Origin of the sequence: Micromonospora sp. WMMD812, assembly GCF_027497215.1 — a bacterium.
Taxonomy (GTDB): Bacteria; Actinomycetota; Actinomycetes; order Mycobacteriales; family Micromonosporaceae; genus Micromonospora.
Map to the genome: position 1 here is coordinate 6,791,560 of NZ_CP114904.1, position 18,845 is coordinate 6,810,404.

Consider the following 18,845-nt stretch of genomic DNA (forward strand, 5'->3'; position numbering starts at 1 on the left):
CGCTCGGTTTTCTCATCCGCCGTGGACGGTCAGTGTGGGCGGAAGCTGGCGCGCACCGTCGACCAGTCCGCCGCGGCGGCCGTCCAGTCCGGATCGGTGGTGATCCATCCGAGCGTCCACCGGCCGGCGCCGGACGGTGAGCCCGGCACGCGGAGTTCGGCGCGGATCCGGGCGCCGTACGGGGCGTCCCACTGGAGTTCCCACACGGTGTCGCCGTCGGCCGGCCCGAGCCGGACCTCGTGGTAGCCCGGCAGCGCGGCCGCGTCGGCCGCCCGGTCGTACACCCCCCGCAGCCGGCCGAGCGGGTCGCCGGAGTCGGGCCCGGCGACGCTGAGCGCCCGGCCGGTCGCCGGGTCCTGGAAACAGGCGACGCCGCCCTCCCGGGAGTAGCGCCACCCCGCCGGCAGGGCCAGCCGGAATCCGCCGGCGTCGGTGTGCCAGGCCCAGCCGCCGGGCGGGCGGAACCGCTCCCCGGGCGCCGGGGTGCCGGACGGCACCGGCTGGCCCACGGCGTCCGGGCGGACGCACGGGAACGGCGGTGGGGGGACGCCGTGACCGCCGGGTGGCGGCGGCCCGTCCGGTCCGGGGCCACCGGGTCCGCCGGGTCCGTTGGGCGGATGCCCCCAGGTCCGGTCGTCGGGAGGTCGGTCCGTGCTCCGTCCCGCCGTGTCCGGTCCCTTCCGGCCGTCGTCGGTCACCGCCAGCGCGGTGCCCACCCCGGCCGCGGCGGCGACCAGCAACGCGGTGGCGACCAGCGCCGCGCGACGCAGCACCCGGCGGTCGCGCGGCCGGCGGGACACCGGTCGGAGACCGCCGGCCGGCGGGGGTGCCGGCTCGTCGACCGGACCCGGCGCCGCGTTCTCGGCCGGTCCGGGCGCCGCCGGCCGTCCGGGCGTCTCGGGAGGGCCCGCCGGCTCGCCGGGACGACGCCGGCCCGACGCGGGGTTCCCCACCCGCGCCGTGACGCCGGCCGCCGCTGGGCCGAGCGCGTCGGGGGTGGCCGCCGGGTCTCCGGTCGACCCGGTCGCCGCCCGGGGGCCGGAGGTGTCGAGAGGATCGGTCGGGTCGCCGTCGACGGCGCCGCTGCCGGACACGGAACCGGCCGCGTCCGTGGTCGGCGCGTCGTGGTCGGGACGGACCGGCGCCGGGCCGTCGCCCGGGTCGTGGGCCGCGGCGGCGGTCAACCGGCGTCCGGCCTCCTCGTGGTCGATCCGGTCGCCCGGGTCGCGGCGCAGCAGCCCGACCAGCACCGGCGCCAGCGGCCCGGCGTGCGGGGCCGGATCTGGTGGAGCGGTGGCCAGCGCGGTGAGCGTGGCCATCGCGGTGCTGCGGGCGTACGGGGAGCGGCCCTCGACCGCGGCGTGCAGGGTGGCGCCGAGCGACCAGAGGTCGGCCTCGACACTGGACACGCCCTCCGCGGCGCGTTCCGGGGCGACGTACTGCGGGGAGCCGAGCACCATGCCGGGCCGGGTCATCGCCCCGTCGCCGCCGTCGAAGACGGCCAGCCCGAAGTCGGTGAGCATCACCCGCCCGTCGTGCGCCACGAGCACGTTCTGCGGCTTGACGTCGCGGTGCAGCACCCCCGCGGCGTGCGCGGCGCGCAGCGCGGCGAGCAGGGCCAGCCCGACCCGGGCCGCCCGGCGCGGCGCGAGCGGCCCCTCGCGGTCCAGCACGTCCTGCAACGTGTGGGACGGGACGTACTCCATGACGATCCACGGCTCGTCGTCGACCTGGACCACGTCGTAGAGCCGGACCACGTTGGGGTGGTTGAGCCGGGCGGCGGTGCGCGCCTCCCGCAGGGTGCGCGAGCGCAGCTCGGCCCGCTCGTCGTCGGCCAGCCAGGTGGGCGGCACGATCTGCTTGACGGCGACCTCGCGGTGCAGCATCTCGTCGCGGGCTCGCCACACCCGGCCCATGCCCCCGCGGCCCACCAGGTCGAGCAGCCGGTAACGGCTGGCGATCAGCACCTGCCGCACCCTCCTCGGCCTCTGTCCGACATACACCTTAGGCCAGCGGATCGGGAGCGACCTATCGGTCGTACGCCTCGCTCAGCAGGCCGCACCGCCAGTGGCGAGCAGGTTTCCCTCCGGAATGGTGATGGCCGAACGGCCACCGGCCATCCGGTCGGCGGCGCGGCGGGCCTGCAGCGGCCCGTGCTCGCGGCGGGCGGCGGCGTAGCACGCGGCGGTGCGGGCCGCGATGGTGGCCCAGCCGTACCGCTGGCCGACCATGGTCCGCGCGCGGCGGGCGACCCGCCGGGCGAAGACCTCGTCGCCCAGGAGGTGGTCGACCGCCTCGCCGAGGGCTCCGGGGTCGCTGTGCGGGAAGGTCACGCCGGTCACGCCGGGCTCGACGATCTCGGCCAGGCCGCCGGTGCGAGCCACCGCCAGCGGCGCGCCGGCGGCCGCCGCCTCCAGCGCGACCATGCCGAACGGCTCGTAGAGGCTGGGCACCACGGTCGCGTCGGTGGCGCCGAGCATCGCGGGCAGGTGGGTGGTGTCCAGGAATCCGGTGAACCGTACGGTCGATTCGAGGGCGAGCCGGCGGGCCTCCTCCTCCAACTCGCCCCGGTACGGGCCGTCCCCGGCGATCACCACGCGCAGCCGCGGGTGCCGCTGCCGCAGGTACGGCACGGCGTGCACGAGGTGCTGGACGCCCTTCTCGTAGACGAGCCGGCCGGCGTACCCGACCAGCGGGCCGTCCCCGGCGAACCGGGCGCGGGCGGCGGCGACCGCGCGCGGGCGGGCTCGCCACGCCCGGTCGTCGACCCCGTTCGGCACCACGTCGACCAGCCCGGCCGGCAGGTCGAAGAGCGTGGTGACCTGCTCGCGCATGTACCCGGAGCAGGTGATGACCCGGGCCGAGGAGTTGCTGAGCCAGTGTTCGACGCCGTGGATGGTGCGGTTCATCTCCTCGGGCAGCCAGCCCTGGTGTCGGCCGGCTTCGGTGGCGTGGATGGTGGTGACCAGGGGCAGGTCGAGGTGCTCGCGCAGGGTGACCGCGGTGTGGGCGACGAGCCAGTCGTGGGCGTGGATGACGTCGTAGTCGGCGGTTTCGGTGGCGCGGAGGGCGGCGCGGGTGAGGGTGTGGTTGAAGGCCATGGTCCAGGCCAGGAGGCTGTTGGTGGCCAGGGGGAAGGTGACGGGGTCTTCGGCGGCGCGGATGATGCGGACGCCGTCGGCGTACTCCTCGAGGGGTGCGCCGTCGGCGTGGCGGGTGACCACGGTGACCTCGTGGCCGGCGGTTGCCAGGGCGACCGACAGGGCGTGGACGTGGCGCCCGAGGCCGCCGACGAGCACCGGCGGGTACTCCCACGAGAGGATGAGCACCCGCTGATGCCGGGCGGGGAGGATGTCGATCACGTCGGCGTCAGGTGACATGCGGCCCCCTTGGAGTTGTCTCCGGGCGCGCGTCGACCGACACCCTCGCTGGTGTCCGTCGTCGCGGCTGGAACGGGGCCTATCCTGCCGCGACCTGGATAACCAGCGGAGACACCGCCGTTGCGGTCGTGTAAAGCGCTACCGGCGGGCCCGGTGCGCCCGCAGCACCTCGGCGACCGACCACGCCTGGAACGGGCAGCCGGTCGCACCGTGCGGCGGCAGGCCGTCGGCCGTCTCGCTGACCGAACCCAACCCGTACTCGGCCAGATGGGCCTCGAGGCCGACGAACGCCTCGTCGACCGGGACCTTGGCGCGCCGGCAGGCGTCCACGTACGGCCCGAACAGCCACGGCCAGACGGTGCCCTGGTGGTACCCGCCGTCCCGCTCGGCCGGACCGCCCCGGTGGCGGCCGACGAACTCCGGGGCGTCCGGGGCGAGGCTGCGCGGGCCGAGCGGGGTGAGCAGCGCCGCGGAGATCCGGCGCAGGGTCGGCTCGTCCGGCTCCAGCGGTGCGTACGGCAGGGACCAGGCGAGCAGCTGGTTCGGCCGCAGCGAGTCGTCGTCGTGGTGGGCGGACCCGCCCAGCGGGTACGCGGGCGCCGGCGCGTCCACCACGTCGTGCAGCCAGCCGACCGGGGCGGGAAAGCGCTGCCGGAACGAGGCGCTGGCCTGTTCGTGCCGCCGCCACAGCCCGGCGGCGTCCTGTCCGGTCAGCTCGGTCAGCTCGGCCACGGCGGCCAGCCCGTTGACCCAGAGCGCGTTGACCTCCACCGGCTTGCCGGTGCGCGGGGTGACCGGCACCCCGTACACCCGGGCGTCCATCCAGGTCAGCGCGGTCTCCGGCGCGCCCTGGGTGAGCAGCCCGTCGGCCGGGTCGACCCCGATGCCGTACCGGGTGCCGGCCACGTGCGCGTCGACCACCGCGCGCAGCGCCGGCAGCAGCTCGTCGCCGAGGTCGGTGTCCCCGGTGACGGTGACGTGCCGGCTCACCGCGTGCAGGAACCACAGGGTGCCGTCGACGGTGTTGTACTCCACCCGGCCGGTGTCGGCGGTGTTCGCGAGCATCCCCTGCGACAGCGTCGCCGCGTACGAGCGCAGCAGCGCCCGCCCCAGCTCGGCGCGGTTGGTGCAGAGGAAGAGCCCCTCGTACGAGGTCATCGTGTCCCGCGACCAGGCGCCGAACCACGGGTAGCCGGCGACCACCTCGGCGGGCGCGTCGTCGGTGCGGACCACGAACGCGTCGGCGGCCAGGGCGAGGGTCGCCTCTACGTCGTCGGCGGGCTTCGCCGCGGCCACGACCTCCCGGTTGCGCCGCCGGGCCAGGGCCACGATCTCGGTTGCCGGCGGCGGCTCCGGTGCCGGGTCGTGCTTCCAGGCCAGCACCGAGAGGGTGTCGCCGGGCCGCTCCAGCGCGCCGGAGAACCGGCCCGCGTACCAGAGGTCCTCGTTCGGGTGCAGCCCGCGGGCCGCCTCCTCGCGGTGGTGCACGCCGAGCCACCACTGGCCGGTCGGGGTCCAGTCCGGGCCGGCGAGCCGGAACGCGCCCTCCACGACGGCGCCGCCGTCGACCGGCTCCACCCGGGGGGTCGGGCCGTCGGCCCGGCGCTCGCCGTGCGCGTCCCGCCAGGTGCAGGCCGCCGAGAGGTCGAGCCGCACCGGGCCGCCGGAGACCAGTCGGTGCACCACCGCCACGCAGGACCGGCCGTGGAGCATGGCCACTTCCCGCTCGATCACCACGTCACCGATCCGCCACCGCCACCGGGGCACCCCGTCGACGAGCGCGAACTGCTCCAGCAGCTCGAATCCGCGCGGGTCGACGTCACCGGAGGACCACTCGTGCGCGCCGAGGCGCACCTGCGCGCCGGAGGGGAGCCGCACGGCCGGGTCGAGGCTGACCAGTCCCACCCATCGGGACGCGGGCGTGTCACCGGCGACCACCAGCAGGCCGTGGTAGCGCCGGGTCCGCAGGCCGCTGACCGTGCCCATGGCGTAGCCGCCGAGGCCGTCGGTGACCAGCCACTCCCGGGTCGCGCCGCCGCTGAGCCGCGTGCAGACCTGGGGGCCGAAGCGAATATTGATCAACTTTCCTCCACCACCGGCGGCGTGCCGCACGCCACGACGAGAATGGCTGCTGTGGTCAAGTACCCGACGGGCGTCGAAGATGTGCAGATGATCACTGATCGTTCGTCCTCCGACGCGCCGGCGCCCGACGCCGAGCGGATCCGGCTGGCCCAGGCCGACTCCGGGGAGCAGGACTGGCGCGCATGGGGTCCCTATCTGTCCGAACGGGCGTGGGGAACGGTACGGGAGGACTACAGCGAGCACGGTACGGCCTGGGACTACTTCCCGCACGACCACGCGCGGTCCCGAGCGTACCGATGGAACGAGGACGGCATGGCCGGCGTCTGCGACGACCGGCAGACGTTCTGCTTCGCGCTCGCGCTCTGGAACGGCACCGACCCGATCCTCAAGGAACGGATGTTCGGCCTCGGCGGCGACGGAGGCAACCATGGGGAGGACGTCAAGGAGTACTGGTGGTACGAGGACTCCACCCCGACGCACTCGTGGATGCGCTGGCGCTACCACTACCCCCAGGCCGCCTTCCCGTACGACGAGCTGGTCGCGGTGAACGCGCTGCGCGGCCGGGACGACACCGAGTACGAGCTGGTGGACACCGGGATCTTCGACGACGACCGGTACTGGGCGGTGAGCGTCGACTACGCGAAGGCGTCGCCGACGGACCTGTGCATCGTGGTCACCGTGGCCAACCGGGGTGACCGGGCGGCCACCCTGCACGTGCTGCCCACCCTGTGGTTCCGCAACACCTGGGCCTGGGGGCTGCCCGGCGCCGACCGGCTGCCCCGGCTGGTGGGTGAGGGCTCGCGGCTGGTCGGGGAGCACTGGGTGCTCGGCCAGGTGCTGCTGGAGGGGGACGGGACGCCGACGCCGCTGCTCTGTGACAACGACACCAACGCCGAGCGGCTCTGGGGGCTGCCCGGCCGGTCGCCCTACCCGAAGGACGGCATCAACGACCACGTCGTCAACGGGGCGGCCACGGTCAACCCGGACCGGGAGGGCACCAAGGGCGCCCTGCACTACGTGCTGGACGTGCCGGCCGGCGGGCAGCGGCAGATCCGGCTGCGGCTGACCCGTACCGCGACACCGCCCGCCGACGGCCCGGTGCCGGCCGCCGATCTGGGCGACGGTTTCGACGCGGTGGTCTGGGCCCGACGGGCCGAGGCGAACCGGTTCTTCGCCGGGGTCGTCCCGGCCACGGCGACGGCGGACGAGGCGCTGGTGGCGCGGCAGGCCATCGCCGGGCTGATGTGGGGCAAGCAGTTCTACCACTTCGACGTCAAGCGGTGGCTGGAGGGAGATCCGGGCTCGTCGCCGCCGCCGGCCGGGCGCCGGCACGGTCGCAACAGCCACTGGTGGCACATGACCAGCTTCGACGTCATCTCCATGCCGGACCCGTGGGAGTACCCGTGGTACGCGGCCTGGGACCTCGCCTTCCACTGCGTGAGCATCGCCCGGGTCGACCCGGCGTTCGCCAAGGCGCAGCTGCTGCTCCTGCTCCGCGAGTGGTATCTGCACCCCAACGGGCAGATCCCCGCGTACGAGTGGGCGTTCGGCGACGTGAACCCGCCGGTGCACGCCTGGGCGGCGCTGAAGGTGTTCGAGATCGACGGCGGCCGGGACCACGAGTTCCTGGCCCGGGTGATGCACAAGCTGCTGCTCAACTTCACCTGGTGGGTCAACCGCAAGGACACCGGCGGCAACAACGTGTTCGAGGGTGGCTTTCTCGGGCTGGACAACGTCGGGCCGTTCGACCGGTCCGCGGCGCTGCCGGTGGCCGGTGTGCTGGAGCAGTCCGACGGCACCGGCTGGATGGCCATGTACGCGCTCAACATGCTCGACATCGCCATAGTGCTGGCCGAGCACGACCACACCTGGGTCGACACCGCCACGAAGTTCTTCGAACACTTCACGTACATCGCCGCCGCCGCGTACTCGCAGGGGTTGTGGGACGACGAGGACGCGTTCTTCTACGACGTGCTGCGGCTGGCCGACGGCACGAAGGTGCCGCTGAAGGTGCGCTCGGTGGTCGGCCTGCTGCCGTTGGCCGCCGTCACCCGGGTCACCGCCCGGACCCTGCACCACCTGCCCGAGCTGGGCGCCCGGCTGCGCTGGTTCCTCACCAACCGGCCGGAGTACGCCGAGGTGGTCGGCACCCGACGGCTCGGCCCGGACGGCCGGCAGCAGCGGTTGCTGTCGATGGTCGGCCCGGAGCAGATGGTCCGGCTGCTGGCCCGGATGCTCGACGCCGACGAGTTCCTCTCCGAGTACGGGCTGCGCACGCTGTCGCGGGCGCATCTGGACAAGCCGTTCGCGGTCACCCTCGGCGGGCAGGAGTTCGCCGTCGGCTATGAACCGGCCGAGTCCACCAGTGGTCTGTTCGGCGGCAACTCGAACTGGCGTGGCCCGATCTGGATGCCCACCAACTTCCTGCTGATCAGCGCGCTGCGCGACTACGCGGCGTTCTACGGCGACGATCTCCAGGTCGAGTACCCGACCCGCTCCGGGGTGAAGCGGACGTTGAACGAGATCGCCGACGACCTCTCCGCCCGGCTGATCGCGCTGTTCACCCGGGACGGCTGGGGCCGGCGGCCGATCTACGGCGCCTGCCAGATCTTCCAGACCCACCCGGACTGGCGGGACCTGATCGCCTTCCCCGAGTATTTCCACGGCGACAACGGGGCGGGGCTGGGCGCCTGGCACCAGACCGGGTGGACCGCGCTGGTCGCCGACCTGATCCTCACCCTGCGCCGCTGACCGCCACGCACGCGGGCCGAACAGTCGACAGCCCGTCACGACCCGGCCATGGGTGGTCACCGACACTACGATCGGGCAGGTGTCCGAACCTGCCGACGCGGGGGCCGAGCGCGACCTCATCGTCGCGGTCGCCCGCCGCCTCGCCGAGGCCGAGGGGTGGGCGGCGGTCAGCCCGCGCCGGCTGGCCGAGCGCGCCGACCTGACCGTCGCCGAGGTCTACCGGCACTTCGCCGACCGGGAGGCGATCGCGGCGGCGGTCGCGGTGCGCGGCTTCGCCGAACTCGCCGCGACGATCGCCGCCGCCCGCACGCCGGGCGCCGACCGGGCGCGTGGTGCCTGGCCGGGCGTGGTGACCGCCTACCTCGACTTCGCGTACGCCAATCCCGAGGTGTACGACGCGATGCTCGCCCACACGCCGGACCTGACCCTCGGCGCCGTCCCGGTGCCGGCCGCGCCGCAGGCCGCGTTCGCCGAGCTGCGGGCGACCCTCGCGCCGCTGGCCGGCGGGCGGGACGTGGACGTCCTCGCCGAGGTCGGCTGGAGCGTGCTGCACGGCGTGGTCATGCTGACCCGCGGCGGGCGGCTGCGGCCGGCGGGGCAGGAGGAGCGGGAGGCGATGATCGCCGAATCCCTGTTCGACCGGTCGTGACGGCATCGGGGCGAGTCGGGACGGTGTGCGGCCAAAGTCGGTGGGCCGGCCGGCCGGCGTGCCATAGAGTGCCGGCCCGGGACAGCCAGTCGGGTGAAGGGACGGGACGGGATGACGCTCGACGGGGAGGGCCGCCGCCGCGGACAGGTGCTGGTCTTCGACGCGGACGACACGCTCTGGGAGAACAACGTCGTGTTCGAGCGGGTGATCGACGACTTCCTGGCGTGGCTCGACCACCCGACCCTCGACCGGGGCGAGATCCGCGCGATCCTCGACGACATCGAGCGGGCCAACGCGGTGGCGCACGGCTACGGCAGCAAGGTGTTCCTGCGCAGCCTGGGAGAGTGCCTGGAACGGCTGCGCGAGCGGCCGGCGACCGACACCGAGCGGCATGAGATCGACCGGCTGGCCGTGGCGCTGGTCGAGCACCGGATCGAGCTGATGCCGGGGGTGGCCGAGGCGCTGGACGAGCTGGCCGGCCGGCACGAGCTGCTGCTGCTGACCAAGGGCGAGCACGAGGAACAGCAGCGCAAGCTGGACACGTCCGGGCTGCTGCACCACTTCCGGGCCGCGCACATCGTCCGGGAGAAGGACGCGGAAACCTACCGGTGGCTGGTCCGTGAACACGGCATCGACCCGGCCGGCGCCTGGATGGTCGGCAACTCCCCGCGCTCCGACATCCTCCCGGCGCGGGCGGCCGGCCTGAACGCCGTCTTCATCCCGAACGAGAACACCTGGGTGCTGGAGGACGAGGAGCTGGACCCGACCGATCGGGGCGTGCTGCGCCTGGCCGCCTTCCCCGACCTGCTCCGGCACTTCTGACCCGGCCCACCCTGCGGCAGCGCCACCACCTCGACCACGAACAGCGCTGGTGACATCGGTGTCGTTACGCCGACATGCCGCTTTTCGACCTTGAGATCAATCACCGTCCTCCGGCTCCGGCGCTGCTTGTCCGGCCTGCGCGGACGCACCTAGATTGAGCCGGCGCCCGCGCCCCTTTCGGGGTGGGACGGGGGCGCGCCGACGTCCGGTCGTGGGCACCGTGGAGCTGAGTGCGGGCGGGCCGGCTCGTCGTGTCGAGCCCGGCGTGGGCGGCGTGCCCCGCCCGCGCGTTCGACAAGGCGATGTCCGCTACCACGCCGGACGGCTGGGGTCAGGACCGGGGAGTTGCGGACCCGGTCCTGACCCATTTTCCCCTGTCAGCCGAGGGTGTCCGCGGTCCAGGTCCGGCCACCGCGCACCGCGCGGTCGCCCATCGGTAACGACGGGCGTCTCAGGTCACCTACCGCGGACGATCGCGACGGCGACCCGGCAGAACTCGTCCATGTCAGGGTTGAAGCCGGCCGCGATGTCGGGATGCAGCCCCGCCCGGGTCTCGTCGAGCAACCGCTGGCAGACCTGCTCGACCGGCTCGCCCGCGTAGCCGGCGCGGACCCGGTCGGTGGCCGCCTGCAGCGCCGAGGTCAGCTGATCCTCCAGCGGGCCACGCAGCTTCTGCTGCACCGCATCGAGCCCGCGCGGGTCGAGCGTGACATGTGGCTCGGACATCGGCGCTCCCTTCGTCGGCGTCCGCGGTACCCCACCGCGGTCGTCGGTCAAACCACCTTCGGTACGGCGGCCACCCGCACCTGGTACGAGAAGTCCTCGGCCGGCTCCTCGACGTACGACAGCCGGCGGATCTGCCGGTCGTCGTCGTAGAGGGCGACGTCCACGAGGACCCCGAGGTGGGCCAGGCCGATGTTCGTCACCCGCTTCTTGTCCTGGAGCACCGCGCACACCCCGCCGAGCAGGGTGCTCGCGTCGGAGGTGCGGTGCCCCGGCGGGCAGCGGAGGACCACGTCCACCTCGACGGGCCCGGACAGCGGCGTCCAGCCGGTGCGCTGTGCCGCCGCGCAGGCCGCCTCGAGCAGGGCGCGCACCCTCGTCGCCTGCCGATGGCCGGCGGCGAAGATGGACAGCGCCTCGGTCTTGACCGGTGGCAGGCCGCTCACCTCGAACGTCAGGGCGAGAGCGCGGGTGTCCTGCACGACGGCACCTCCTCGTTGCGGACGATCCTGCCCAACCGGTCGGGTGGCGGAGGGAGTTCCGGTGAGAACCAACCGATCGGACCAGGTCGGGGTCGGCCGGAGGCGTATCGACGTCGGCGGCGTACGCGCTGGCAGCGGAGCTAGGAAAAAGCTAATGCACCGTGCGCACCCTGGGTAGCCTCGCCGCTCACTGGGTGGGACCGGGCGTGAAGACGCAGAACTCGTTGCCCTCGGGGTCGGCCAGCACCCACCAGCGCACCGCGTCGTCCGGCTCGCGCAGCAGCGTCGCGCCGGCCCGGACCAGCGCGGACGGCTCCGGCTCGTCGAGGTCGACGTCCCAGTGCATCCGGTTCTTGACGGTCTTGCCCTCGGGCACCGGATTGAAGATCCACTCGTCGAACGGGAAGCCGGCGGCGCCGATCAGCGACGCGGCGTCCCAGCCGGTGATCTCCACGTCTCCGCCGAGCACGCCGGCCCACCAGCGAGCCAACCGCTCCGGCTGCGCGGCGTCGACGACCAGTTCCATCGGCCCGGGTGAGGTGTCCGGGCCGGCGGCGAAGACGCAGAACTCGTTGCCGTCCGGGTCGGCCAACACCCACCACTCGATCTCCCGGTCCGGCGCTCGGACGACGCGGGCGCCCGCGGCGACCAGCTCCGCGGGATCGGCGCCGGCCATGCGCAGCTCCAGGTGGACGCGGGTCTTGACGGTGCGCGGCTCGGGCACCCGGTTGACCCAGATCGACGCGGGGCCGGGGCCGCCCGGATCGTCGACCCGGGTGTCGCCGTCACCGAGGTCCACCAAATCGCCGCCGAGCACCCGGGCCCAGAAGGTCCCAGACACCTGGGGGTCTGCGGCGTCCAGACAGAGGTCCTTGAAGCGTGCGCGCATCTGCCCATTCTGCGCGGCGCCGGCACGGCGGGGTGACCCCGGCCACAGCGGCGCGCGGTGGTCCGCGTCGCGGCGCCGCCATGTTTCGCGAGTTGGCAGGTCGGGCAGTGTTGGGGCCACGAAACGTCCGGGATCGGTCAGTGGCTGGTCACCGTCCCGACCGTCTCGCCGTGCGCCGGGGCACGGTGACCCTCCCCGGCTGTTGGCCGATCAGAGGGGAGGGGTGATGAGCGACCCTGACGAGGCCGGACGTCGACGCCGACCACGGGCGCGCGTGGTGGCGGCGGCCGCCGCGGTGGCGCTGGCGGCGCCCTTGGCGGGCTGCGGTTCCGGTGGGGACGGCGGCACACCCACGATCAACCTGTACTACCCGCCGGAGCAGAACCTTCAGAAGGTCGTGGACACCTGCAACGCGCAGGCCGGCGGTCGCTACGAGATCGTCTACCGGGTGCTGCCGCGGCAGGCCGACGACCAGCGGGTGCAGATGGTCCGCCGGCTCGCCGCCGAGGACAGCGGCATGGACGTGCTCGGCCTCGACGTGACCTGGACGCAGGAGTTCGCCAGCGCGAACTGGATCCGGGAGTGGACCGGACCGGACCGGGCCGAGGTGGAGCAGGGCACCCTCGCCGGCCCGCTGGAGACCGCGCGTTACCAGGACAAGCTCTACGCGGCGCCGAAGAACACCAACGTCCAGTTGCTCTGGTACCGCAAGGACCTGGTGCCGGAGCCGCCGAAGACCTGGGATCAGATGATCTCGGTCGCGCAGGACCTGAAGCAGCAGGGCAAGCCTTACCAGGTGCTCACCATGGGCGCGCAGTACGAGGGACTGGTGGTCCTCTACAACACCCTCGCGGAGAGCGCGGGCGGCCGGATCCTCAGCGAGGACGGCCGCAAGGCGGTGATGGACCAGGGCACCGTGCGGGCGCTGGAGCAGTTGCAGAAGTTCGCCGCGTCCGGCGTGACCTCACCGTCGTTCACCAACGCCACCGAGGACCCGGTCCGGCTGGAGTTCCAGTCCGGCGCCGGCGCGTTCCAGGTGAACTGGCCGTTCGTCTACCCGGCGATGCAGGAGGCCAACCCGGAGCTGGCCGAGCAGGTCGCCTGGGCCCGGATCCCCGGCATCGACGAGAACACGCCGAGCAAGGTCACCATCGGCGGGGTCAACATGGCGGTCAGCGCCTACTCGAAGCACCCGGAGCTGTCGTTCGAGGTCGCCAAGTGCCTCCGTAACGAGCAGAACCAGAAGTTCTCCGCGATCAATGACGGCGTGCCGCCGACGATCGAGAAGGTCTACGACGACCCGGAGATGACCGAGGCGTACCCGATGAAGGAGACGATCCTCGAGGAGCTGAAGGAGCCGGCGGTGCGTCCGCTGACGCCGGCGTACCAGAGCATCTCCACCGTGATGTCGGCGGTGCTCTCCCCGCCGTCGGCGATCCGCCCGCAGCAGACCGCGGACGAACTGCGCGCGGCCATCGCCGACGCGCTCGAGTCGAAGGGGGTGCTGCCGTGAGTGCGCAGGCGAGCGCCGACGAGACCGCCACCCGCACCGGCCGGCACGCCACGGTGCCCGCCCAGCGGTCCCGCCGGGGCCGCCCGCCGCTGAGCGAGAACAAGAAGGCCGAGCGGCGGCTCGGCTGGCTGCTCTGCGCGCCCGCCGCGCTGGTCATGCTCGCGGTGACGGCGTACCCGATCATCTACTCGGTCTGGTTGTCGCTGCAGCGCTTCGACCTGCGCTTCCCTGACCAGCGCGAGTTCATCGGGCTGGAGAACTACGTCACCGTGCTGAGCAACGAGTTCTGGTGGACCGCGTTCGGGGTGACGGCGCTGATCACCGTGGTCACCGTCGCGATCGAGCTAGTCCTCGGCATGGGGTTGGCGCTGATCATGCACCGGACGCTGGTCGGCCGGGGCATCGTCCGGACCGCGGCCCTGATCCCGTACGGGATCGTCACGGTGGTCGCCGCGTTCTCCTGGCGGTACGCCTGGACGCCCGGCACCGGGTACCTGGCCGACCTGTTCAGCGACGGCGCGCCGCTCACCGAGCGGGCCAGCTCGCTGGCGATCATCATGCTGGCCGAGATCTGGAAGACCACCCCGTTCATGGCGCTGCTGCTGATGGCCGGGCTGGCGCTGGTGCCGGAGGACCTGCTGAAGGCGGCCTCGACCGACGGGGCGACCGCCTGGCAGCGGTTCACCAAGGTGATGCTGCCGGTGATGAAGCCGGCGATCCTGGTCGCGCTGCTGTTCCGCACGCTGGACGCGTTCCGGGTCTTCGACAACATCTTCGTGCTGACCGCGGGCGGCAACGAGACGTCGTCGGTGTCGATGCTCGCCTACAACAACCTGATCCGGGGTCTGAACCTCGGCATCGGGTCGACGATGTCGGTCTTGATCTTCATCACCGTGGCGATCATCGCGTTCGTCTTCGTGAAGCTCTTCGGCACCGCTGCCCCGGGCAGCTCGGACGACGAGAGGCGTTGAGATGGCTACCGAAACCACGCGAGCCAGACTGCGGTGGGGACTGCTGGACGTCATCGTCGTCGTCTTCGCGCTGATCCCGGTGCTCTGGATCGCGTCGCTGTCGTTCAAGACCCCGGCCACGCTCACCGACGGGAAGTTCATCCCCCGGGAGTGGACGCTGGACAACTACCGGACGATCTTCGACACCGACCAGTTCGTCCGAGCCCTGATCAACTCGATCGGCATCGCGCTGATCGCCACCCTGGTCGCGGTGGTGCTCGGCGCGATGGCCGCGTACGCGATCTCCCGGTTGGACTTCCCCGGCAAGAAGCTGCTGGTCGGCGTCTCGCTGCTGATCGCGATGTTCCCTCAGGTGTCGCTGGTGTCCCCGCTGTTCGAGATCGAACGGCAGCTCGGCCTCTTCGACACCTGGCCGGGGTTGATCCTGCCGTACATCACCTTCGCCCTGCCGCTGGCTATCTACACGCTGTCGGCGTTCTTCAAGCAGATCCCGTGGGACCTGGAGAAGGCGGCGAAGATGGACGGCGCCACCCAGGGCCAGGCGTTCCGGCGGGTGATCGCGCCACTGGCCGCGCCCGGGCTGTTCACCACGGCGATCCTGGTCTTCATCTTCTGTTGGAACGACTTCCTGTTCGCCATCTCGCTGACCTCCACCGAGCGTTCGCGCACGGTGCCGGCGGCGCTGTCGTTCTTCACCGGAGCGTCGCAGTTCGAGGACCCCACCGGGGCTATCTGCGCCGCGGCCGTGGTGATCACCGTTCCGATCATCCTGTTCGTGCTCTTCTTCCAGCGCCGCATCGTCTCCGGCCTGACCTCCGGCGCAGTCAAGGGATAGGTGGTAGTCGTGGCTGACATCGTGCTCGACAAAGTGAGCAAGAGGTTCCCGGACGGGACCGTGGCGGTGCAGGACGTCGACCTGGAGATCGCCGACGGCGAGTTCGTGATCCTGGTCGGACCCTCCGGCTGCGGGAAGTCCACCACACTCAACATGATCGCCGGGTTGGAGGACATCAGCTCCGGCGAGCTGCGGATCGGTGGCGAGCGGGTCAACGACCGGGCGCCGCGGGAGCGGGACATCGCCATGGTCTTCCAGTCCTACGCCCTCTACCCGAACATGACCGTCCGGGAGAACATGGCCTTCCCGCTGCGGCTGGCGAAGCTGGACAAGGAGACGATCAACGACAAGGTGGCGGAGGCGGCGAAGGTCCTGGAGCTGACCCCGCTGCTGGACCGCAGGCCGGCCAACCTCTCCGGTGGCCAGCGGCAGCGGGTCGCGATGGGCCGGGCGATCGTCCGGCAGCCCAAGGCCTTCCTGATGGACGAGCCGCTGTCCAATCTGGACGCCAAGCTGCGGGTGCAGATGCGTACGGTGGTGTCCCGCCTGCAGAAGCAGCTCAGCACCACCACCGTCTACGTCACCCACGACCAGACCGAGGCGATGACTCTCGGCGACCGGGTGGTCATCATGCGCGGCGGGGCGGTGCAGCAGGTCGGCCCGCCGCAGGAGCTGTACGACCACCCGCGCAACCTGTTCGTGGCCGGTTTCATCGGCTCGCCGTCGATGAACTTCCTGCACGCCGCCGTGGAGGAGGGCAGGCTGCGGACGGCTCTCGGTGACGTGCCGGTCGGCGACCGGCTCCGGCGGCAGCTGGAGGGCGCGGACGCGCCCCGGGAACTGATCCTCGGCGTCCGGCCCGAGCACTTCGAGGACGCCGAGCTGGTCGACGAGGAGACCCGCCGGCGGGGCATGGAGTTCGAGGCCCCGGTCGAGATCGTCGAGTCGATGGGCTCGGACAAGTACGTCTACTTCACCGTCGAGGGCGAGCGGGCCAGCGCCGCCGAGCTGGAGGAGTTGGCCGCCGACGCGGGCGCGGCCGACTTCACCGGAGCCGGGGCCAGCCTGGTCACCCGGCTGTCGGCGGAGTCGCCCGTGGCCGAGGGGCAGAGCCGGCGAGTCTGGTTCAACCTGGAGAAGATCCACCTGTTCGACCCGTCGAACGGCCGCAACCTGACGCTGCACGAGGGCCGCGCCGCGGGGGCGCTGGTCGACTGAGGACGCACGGCACACGGGGCCGGCGGGGCGGGTGCCCGGCCGGCCCCGCCGTCTCGGTGCCCCCCAAGCGACGGACGTCTATGACACGATGACCGCCGATGCATGCGGTGACGCCACGTGTGGCGGCGCCGCCTCTCCGTCGCTGCCAGCCGCGGCGGATCCGGGTCAGGACGACGTAGAACGGGGTGCAACGTCAGTGAAGATTCCTTCGTGGAGGGCTGCTGTCGCCGGCGGCGGAGCGCTTCTGCTCGCCAGCGCGGCGGCGGCGGTGGTGGGTCAACTCCCCTCGGCCGCCGAGGACACGCCGCCCGGCATCGAGGAGGACTACAGCTACCCGGGTGCCGCGAAGGTGCTGGCCGACAAGGGCATCACGCTCGTCAAGGGTGACGGCCACATCGTGCTCGCCGACTGCGGCGCCAATCCGAACAACCCCCCGGCGGATCTGATCCTGGTCCAGAGCAACGACCTCAGCCTCCCGGCGGGCAGCAACTTCTGCTTTCGTCCGAAGGGGACGTCGGGCTACCTGACGATGGAGATCCCGATGGTCTACTTCGTCCGCGGAGACAGCACCAACACGGTCGCGGCGAAGGTCGAGGTCGCGGACGATCCGACGGTCGTCGAGGTCGAGCAGGTCGACCCGGGCGAGTGGCAGCCCGTGGGCATCGGGCAGTCGCGCGGCGACGCCACCATCCTCGAGCTGCGTTTCCCCTTCACGTCCTGACGTGTCCACCCAAGGTGGCTAGGGTCGGGGCCGTGGCGATCGAGTGGACCAGCAGGGTGAACCGGGCTTTCCTCCTGCGTGACGCGCTCGACCTGACGGGCGTCCGGTTGGCCGAGTTGGTCGGCCGGCCGGACGCCCGCGGGCGGGTCGAGGCGCGCGAGGCGAGCGCCGCTCGGCGCCGGGGCGGGACCAGCGGCCCGGTTCCGGAGTCGGTTCTCCGGCTGCGCATCGACCCCGAACGGGTGGAACCGCCGCCACCCGGCGCGTACCTCACGGTCGTCGCCGACGCGTTCGTCGAGGTCCTCGACTGGAAGGCCGCGGCGCTGGTGAGTGTCGGCCAGGTCGACCCACGGTCGGAGGATCCGGAGACCGGTCTGTTCGCGTCGGTGGCCGCCGCACGCACACCGGCGTCGCAGGTGCTGGCGATCGCCGCGACGATCGCGCTGGCCGAGTGCGGCGGCGGGGAGGTCATCGACGAGTACGGCTACCTGTCCGACGCCCGGCTGAACGCCCCGGTCGGGCTGCGTGAGCGGTTGCGCGTGCCGGCTCCGCAGGAATCCGTCGACGCCGGAATCGACGCGGTGCTGGCCCGGACCCGCCTGACCTGAGGAAAGCGGCTGCCGGCACCGTCCGGTCGGCGCTGGCCCTGTCGGCCCGGCTCGGCGCTCAGCCGTTCCAGTCGACCCGCGACGGGCGGCCCAGGAAGTCGGCGTACCGGTCCAGGGCACGCTCGACGCCCGCCCGGGTCCGCTGGTCGAGGGGCGCCAGCGGAGACACGGTGACCGTCACCCGGGTCTTGCCGACGGCCCGTTTCCACACGCCCACCACCCGCCCGCCGTGCACGACGGTGGCCTGGAAGACGCCGTTGCCGCCCGGCACGATCGCGGCCTTGTGCGCCGCGTCGAGCATCAACGCGCGGTCCTTGTAGCCGAGCAGGTATTCGTCGAAGCCGGGCAGCACCAGGAGGTCGTCGACGGGGGCCCGGGGCGCGTCGAGCAGGGCGGCGTCGACGAGCATCTCCGCCCCGTCGACCAGGACGGTGGCGAGGGCGTCGCCGGCCGCGACCAGGCCACGGCGGGCGTCGGTGAGCGTCAACCCGGTCCAGCCGGCGAACTCGCGGGCGGTGATCGGGCCGTGGGACCGCGCGTAGCGGCGCGCGAGCAGGGCCAGCGCCTCGTTGCGGTCGGGCCGGTGCGGCGCGGGCGCCCACTCGTCGAGCAGCGCGAAGGTCTGCTCGGTGCCGATGGTCGGCGCGAGGCAGGTCACCCCGCGCACGCTCGCATACCAGAGCAGGTGGTAACCGCGCTGGCCGCCGGTGCCGATGCCGGCCTTCTCCAGCAGGGCCAGGCACTCCGCACGGGTCAGCCGCCCGCCACCGGCCAGCGCGCCGCCGAGCGTCTCGACCGCCCGGTCCGCGTCGGTCGCCGCGAGACCGAGCGCCGCCCGGCGGGTCGCCGCGCCGGCCAGCGAGCGTACGCCGGTGAGCTCCAGCATCCAGCGCGCGTCACGCGGCGGGACGAGGTGGATCGTGCCCCGCATCGGCCAGGTGCGCAGCGCCTCCCGCCGTTCCAGCGCGGCCTGCACGTCGACCTGGGTGAGAGTGGGCAGGCGGGCGCCGAGCGACCAGAGCCCGCTCGCCAGGTCCTGCGCCTGCATGGCACCGAACCACTCGACCACCTCGGCCACGGTGCCCGGCCGGGCGTCGGGGTGTGGGCGCAGCAGCAGGCTGGTCATCCGCAGGGCGAGCGCTTCGCTCGCCGTCAGCCGCACGGGCATCGGCCGCCTTTCGCCAGTCGTGGCGCCAGCCTA

General features: G+C 72.7%; 16 protein-coding genes. 9 read left to right on the forward strand and 7 right to left on the reverse strand.

Features of this window, described 5'->3' with window-relative positions:
- Positions 1 to 29: 29 nt before the first annotated feature.
- The 3 genes from O7603_RS31360 to O7603_RS31370 all read right to left on the reverse strand — a co-directional run bounded on the left by O7603_RS31360 (position 30) and on the right by O7603_RS31370 (position 5,462).
- Complete coding sequence (locus O7603_RS31360; protein ID WP_348651043.1) at positions 30 to 1,967, reverse strand: protein kinase; 1,938 nt, start codon at positions 1,965 to 1,967, stop codon at positions 30 to 32.
- Between the two features lie 81 nt (positions 1,968 to 2,048).
- Positions 2,049 to 3,380 (reverse strand): glycosyltransferase family 4 protein, encoded by a 1,332-nt coding sequence (locus O7603_RS31365; protein WP_281573320.1) that lies wholly within the window; start codon positions 3,378 to 3,380, stop codon positions 2,049 to 2,051.
- Positions 3,381 to 3,518: 138 nt separating this feature from the next.
- Positions 3,519 to 5,462: an amylo-alpha-1,6-glucosidase gene (locus O7603_RS31370; RefSeq protein ID WP_281573321.1), complete on the reverse strand. Its 1,944-nt coding sequence runs from the start codon at positions 5,460 to 5,462 to the stop codon at positions 3,519 to 3,521.
- Between the two features lie 87 nt (positions 5,463 to 5,549).
- On the opposite strand from O7603_RS31370, the gene O7603_RS31375 reads away from it, so the two are divergent.
- From O7603_RS31375 to O7603_RS31385, 3 genes are all read left to right on the forward strand, one after another.
- Positions 5,550 to 8,213, forward strand: a complete 2,664-nt coding sequence (locus O7603_RS31375) for a glucosidase (RefSeq protein WP_281573322.1) — start codon at positions 5,550 to 5,552, stop codon at positions 8,211 to 8,213.
- Between the two features lie 79 nt (positions 8,214 to 8,292).
- Positions 8,293 to 8,862: a TetR/AcrR family transcriptional regulator gene (locus O7603_RS31380; protein WP_281573323.1), complete on the forward strand. Its 570-nt coding sequence runs from the start codon at positions 8,293 to 8,295 to the stop codon at positions 8,860 to 8,862.
- A gap of 111 nt (positions 8,863 to 8,973) precedes the next feature.
- Positions 8,974 to 9,684: an HAD family hydrolase gene (locus tag O7603_RS31385; RefSeq protein ID WP_281573324.1), complete on the forward strand. Its 711-nt coding sequence runs from the start codon at positions 8,974 to 8,976 to the stop codon at positions 9,682 to 9,684.
- 456 nt (positions 9,685 to 10,140) lie between these two features.
- Here the strand turns inward: O7603_RS31385 and O7603_RS31390 are convergent, their stop codons facing one another.
- From O7603_RS31390 to O7603_RS31400, 3 genes are all read right to left on the reverse strand, one after another.
- Entirely contained in the window at positions 10,141 to 10,410 is a 270-nt protein-coding gene (locus O7603_RS31390; RefSeq protein WP_281573325.1) for a hypothetical protein, read from the reverse strand.
- A gap of 47 nt (positions 10,411 to 10,457) precedes the next feature.
- Positions 10,458 to 10,889: a hypothetical protein gene (locus tag O7603_RS31395; protein ID WP_281573326.1), complete on the reverse strand. Its 432-nt coding sequence runs from the start codon at positions 10,887 to 10,889 to the stop codon at positions 10,458 to 10,460.
- A gap of 187 nt (positions 10,890 to 11,076) precedes the next feature.
- Positions 11,077 to 11,778, reverse strand: a complete 702-nt coding sequence (locus tag O7603_RS31400; protein WP_281573327.1) for a VOC family protein — start codon at positions 11,776 to 11,778, stop codon at positions 11,077 to 11,079.
- Positions 11,779 to 12,004: 226 nt separating this feature from the next.
- Between O7603_RS31400 and O7603_RS31405 the strand changes: the two genes are divergently transcribed.
- From O7603_RS31405 to O7603_RS31430, 6 genes are all read left to right on the forward strand, one after another.
- A complete protein-coding gene (locus O7603_RS31405; protein ID WP_281573328.1) occupies positions 12,005 to 13,291 on the forward strand; it encodes an ABC transporter substrate-binding protein in 1,287 nt (428 codons plus the stop codon).
- A 53-nt stretch (positions 13,292 to 13,344) separates the two neighbouring features.
- On the forward strand, positions 13,345 to 14,262 hold the full coding sequence (locus O7603_RS31410; RefSeq protein ID WP_348651097.1) for a sugar ABC transporter permease: 918 nt from the start codon (positions 13,345 to 13,347) through the stop codon (positions 14,260 to 14,262).
- Position 14,263: 1 nt separating this feature from the next.
- On the forward strand, positions 14,264 to 15,097 hold the full coding sequence (locus O7603_RS31415; RefSeq protein WP_281573330.1) for a carbohydrate ABC transporter permease: 834 nt from the start codon (positions 14,264 to 14,266) through the stop codon (positions 15,095 to 15,097).
- Positions 15,098 to 15,106: 9 nt separating this feature from the next.
- Positions 15,107 to 16,315: a sn-glycerol-3-phosphate ABC transporter ATP-binding protein UgpC gene (ugpC, locus tag O7603_RS31420; protein WP_281573331.1), complete on the forward strand. Its 1,209-nt coding sequence runs from the start codon at positions 15,107 to 15,109 to the stop codon at positions 16,313 to 16,315.
- Between the two features lie 196 nt (positions 16,316 to 16,511).
- Positions 16,512 to 17,036, forward strand: coding sequence for a hypothetical protein (locus tag O7603_RS31425; RefSeq protein WP_281573332.1), 525 nt, complete (start codon positions 16,512 to 16,514; stop codon positions 17,034 to 17,036).
- 32 nt (positions 17,037 to 17,068) lie between these two features.
- On the forward strand, positions 17,069 to 17,644 hold the full coding sequence (locus tag O7603_RS31430; protein ID WP_281573333.1) for a hypothetical protein: 576 nt from the start codon (positions 17,069 to 17,071) through the stop codon (positions 17,642 to 17,644).
- Between the two features lie 58 nt (positions 17,645 to 17,702).
- On the opposite strand, the gene O7603_RS31435 is transcribed toward O7603_RS31430, so the two are convergent.
- Entirely contained in the window at positions 17,703 to 18,812 is a 1,110-nt protein-coding gene (locus tag O7603_RS31435; protein ID WP_281573334.1) for a winged helix DNA-binding domain-containing protein, read from the reverse strand.
- Between the last annotated feature and the right edge of the window lie 33 nt (positions 18,813 to 18,845).

Coding starts and splice junctions, on each gene's coding strand:
- O7603_RS31405 (WP_281573328.1), top strand. CDS start 12,005: ATGAGCGACCCTGACGAGGCCGGACGTCGACGCCGACCACGGGCGCGC.
- O7603_RS31400 (WP_281573327.1), bottom strand. CDS start 11,778: ATGCGCGCACGCTTCAAGGACCTCTGTCTGGACGCCGCAGACCCCCAG.
- O7603_RS31385 (WP_281573324.1), top strand. CDS start 8,974: ATGACGCTCGACGGGGAGGGCCGCCGCCGCGGACAGGTGCTGGTCTTC.
- O7603_RS31375 (WP_281573322.1), top strand. CDS start 5,550: ATGATCACTGATCGTTCGTCCTCCGACGCGCCGGCGCCCGACGCCGAG.
- O7603_RS31390 (WP_281573325.1), bottom strand. CDS start 10,410: ATGTCCGAGCCACATGTCACGCTCGACCCGCGCGGGCTCGATGCGGTG.
- O7603_RS31435 (WP_281573334.1), bottom strand. CDS start 18,812: ATGCCCGTGCGGCTGACGGCGAGCGAAGCGCTCGCCCTGCGGATGACC.
- O7603_RS31415 (WP_281573330.1), top strand. CDS start 14,264: ATGGCTACCGAAACCACGCGAGCCAGACTGCGGTGGGGACTGCTGGAC.
- O7603_RS31365 (WP_281573320.1), bottom strand. CDS start 3,380: ATGTCACCTGACGCCGACGTGATCGACATCCTCCCCGCCCGGCATCAG.